The organism is Marinibacterium profundimaris, from assembly GCF_002210095.1.
Lineage (GTDB): Bacteria > Pseudomonadota > Alphaproteobacteria > Rhodobacterales > Rhodobacteraceae > Marinibacterium > Marinibacterium profundimaris.
The window spans coordinates 1-3095 of the sequence record NZ_AQQR01000050.1 but is presented as its reverse complement, the minus strand read 5'-3'; the positions used below and the strand labels follow the sequence as shown (position 1 = coordinate 3095).

Annotated in this window: 3 protein-coding genes; 1 reads left to right on the top strand and 2 read right to left on the bottom strand. The window is 62.6% G+C overall.

The window, feature by feature from the left end; all coding sequences use genetic code 11:
* Together ATO3_RS28285 and ATO3_RS28280 are read right to left on the bottom strand one after the other, a co-directional pair.
* Positions 1-571: GAF domain-containing protein (locus ATO3_RS28285; protein ID WP_143747423.1), on the bottom strand; the 571-nt coding region annotated here is incomplete at its 3' end.
* A gap of 237 nt (positions 572-808) precedes the next feature.
* Complete coding sequence (locus ATO3_RS28280; RefSeq protein ID WP_027263654.1) at positions 809-1876, bottom strand: hypothetical protein; 1068 nt, start codon at positions 1874-1876, stop codon at positions 809-811.
* 226 nt (positions 1877-2102) lie between these two features.
* Between ATO3_RS28280 and ATO3_RS28275 the strand changes: the two genes are divergently transcribed.
* Positions 2103-2984, top strand: coding sequence for a recombinase family protein (locus ATO3_RS28275; RefSeq protein ID WP_088653055.1), 882 nt, complete (start codon positions 2103-2105; stop codon positions 2982-2984).
* The last annotated feature ends 111 nt before the right edge of the window (positions 2985-3095 follow it).

The window sequence follows — 3095 nt, the reverse complement described above, 5'->3', positions numbered from 1 at the left end:
ACCACACAAAGTGAGGCAGAGCCCAATTAAGGGCTACGCGACATGAGACATCGAGTGCCGCAAGAATGTGTCCATCCGCCCCGAAGATTGGCGCATCCATGCAGCTGAGGGCCGTGTTCCGCGCGAAAAAATGATCCTCGCGATGGATGGTGATCCGGCGCTTTTCGGCCAGGCAGGTGCCGATCCCGTTCGTGCCCTCGTGCGCCTCGCTCCAGTCGGCACCGGGGTGAAGACCCCAGTTGCGAAAGGTTGCTGCATCCGCATCGGCGCATCTGAGGTCGAGCACGATCCCGGTTGCATCGGTCAACAGAACCCCGCAGCCCGAGGCGCCGACAAGCGCGAAAAGCTCATCCAGCTTCGGCGTCGCCATTGCGAGGAGTCTTCCGAGTTCGTCCCGGCGTCGAGCCAGTTCGCTGCATTCGATCAGATAAGGCGCTTTGTCATTGGCGGGATCAAGACCGTGATGCTCCATCGAGCGCCGCCAAGATGCCGCCAGAGGCGAACGCGCCGCGTCCGACCCGGATTCGACCACGCGGATCACCTTCTCTACATGATGCGCCTCCCGTCGCATGATGTGTCCTCCCGTATAAGGCAGGCAGCAAAGGGCGAGAGCAAAGCGCTTGGGGTTGCGCGATCCACGCCCCTCTGAAGTCTTTCTCGCGGATCATAACACATTCAACGGTGATGTCACGTTAACTGGGTGCAACAAATGCATTAACTGCATACGGGTTTCTTCACGCCCTACTGGCGCGCGAGTTATGAAGGTCACCTTGGCCGCCAGCAAAATCGGCGAAGTCTTCTGCGGCCTTCAGTTCGTGGTGCGCCACATCCGATAGCGTCCTTGCCCGGTTAGCTCTCGGACCAGACCCCGCGCTTCCATCCAGGCGAGGTTACGCTGGACCGCGGCGCGGCTCGAGTCTGTAAGGGTCTCAGCCATCGGAGCGGAGACTAGGGGCCATTCGGTCAGCAGGGCGCGCAACGCGCGTGGGGTCTTGCCCGAGAGCGAGGTCATGTCGGCTGCCGCCCTCGCTGACCATGCCTCGATATCGTCGAGGTGTCGCATCGCGGTCAGACACGCCGTCTCCATCCCGTCAAGCCAGCGCGCCAGGCGGTCCGCGGGCGGACCACCGGCGCGAAGCCCCCCTGCCCCACCCATAGCCAGAGGCGCAAAGACTGCGCCTTTGCCCTCGGTGGCCGCGATCCGCACAGCGGTGATTGCCGCTTCCATTCGATCGCCCTGCTGTCCGAGGCCCGCGAGGCTCCAAAAGTGAAAGCCCACACAGGCGCGGGTCACAGGGTGAAGATCGGCGGCTTGTGCCATCAGATCCAGCCAACCGCCCGCGCGATCCGCGAAGGCCTCGGCTTGATCTGCCATGTTCTCGGGATCGCGGCGATCGAGAAAAGCAGACAAGTCCACCTCTGGGCCTGGCCCCCCAGTCAGACGACGCAGCGCCCAACCAACACGCGCGAGTGCCGCGGTGTCGTCTTGCAGGCCGGAAATGCGCATTGAGATCCAGAGCGCCAGCCGATCCGGGCCGATGCGGTCACCCACGAACCAGCTGAGGTCGGCAGCCTCGATCAGGGCTAACCTGTGCCGCCATCCTTCCGGGCCGCGCTTCAGCCGGTCGTCCAGCGCGCCGACGCGACCGGCCACACGGGCAAGTTGCGCGGCATGACCCGCTTCTGCTTTCCGCCAGTCGTCGAGGGCCTCGGCTTCACGCGGCTCGGCCCGTGGTCCCGGGGGCAGATAATCCGGCTCCTCTTCCATGGGACCGGGCAGGAACCAAAGATCGCCCTCGGGCGACTGTTCCACCTCCTCAGCGTCGAGGAAGAGAGTTTCAGATTCATCATGAAAGGCAGGTGCTTGAGGCTTCATATGTGCAAAATACTGGAGTTTTGCATTTTACCCAAGGGTTTTGTCAGAGTGCACCCACGCTTCTTATATAGCACGCACAGGCGATGGTCGACGAGGGCTCTCTGATCGCGCTCGCTGCATAGAAACCAAGGGCTTTACGTTGAGCAGGGCCACAGAGAGCGCCCTTGCATTCGTTTTCAAACGGTCGTTTATTGACAATATATTAAATTGCAAACGGCCCAGTTTCATGCCCCTGATAGGCTATGCACGTGTATCGACCGAGGATCAGACCCCCCTGCCCCAGTCTGAGGCCCTGCAAACTGCGGGATGTGCCGAGATCTTTGAAGAGCACGCCTCGGGCGGCAATCGGGCGCGGCCGGTGCTCGCACGGGTGCTTGAAAGGATCAGCAAGGGCGACACCTTAGTCGTCGTGCGGATTGACCGGCTTGCGCGGTCTCTGTCGCACTTGCTGGAAGTGATCGAGCGCCTGGAGGCCAAGGGGGCGTTCTTCCGCTCGCTCCAGGACCCGATCGACACTGCCTCGCCTCAGGGCAAGTTCACGCTACAGGTTCTCGGCGCTGCGGCTGAGTTCGAACGCGCTCTGATCCGCGAGCGTACCAAGGCCGGACTTGCCTCGGCACGCTCAAAGGGCCGCGTCGGCGGCAACCCAGGTCTTCGCGCCAAGGACCCCGAAGCGCTGCGCAAGGTGCGGTTGGCACGACAGGACGGCTACATGGAGCGCCTGCACGAGACAGCGCAGGATTGGTTGCCCCAGGTGCGCCGTTTGCGCCCCGATATGGCTTGGGAAGACGTCCTGCGGATCATCAATGGCCCCCTGCCCCATGATCGGCGCTGGACGCAAAGCCGCCTGCTCCGCGCCGTGAAGGCATACGTGGCGGACGGATTCCTGCCCGCTGAAGTGCTTGGACGCGCTGGACGTCGCGAAACCGACGATCGCCTGCCCGCGATTGTCGCCGCAATCAAAGGTGCTGACCCCGAGATCACCTTGCAGGCAATCTGCGACCGACTGGAATCCATGCGTGAGCGCACCCCTCGCGGTCGCACCAGCTGGCAGCCTTCCTCAGTCAGAATGTTGCTGGAGCGGGCAGAGCGCCTCGGGCTCGTCTAATCGGCTATTCGGTGCCAATCGCTCAATCCTTCAGAAGCGACGATTCGTCGGCAGACCCCGCCGCGATACCTAAAGCGTCCGGCTCAAAACCTGAATCGCAAGGGATTCCCT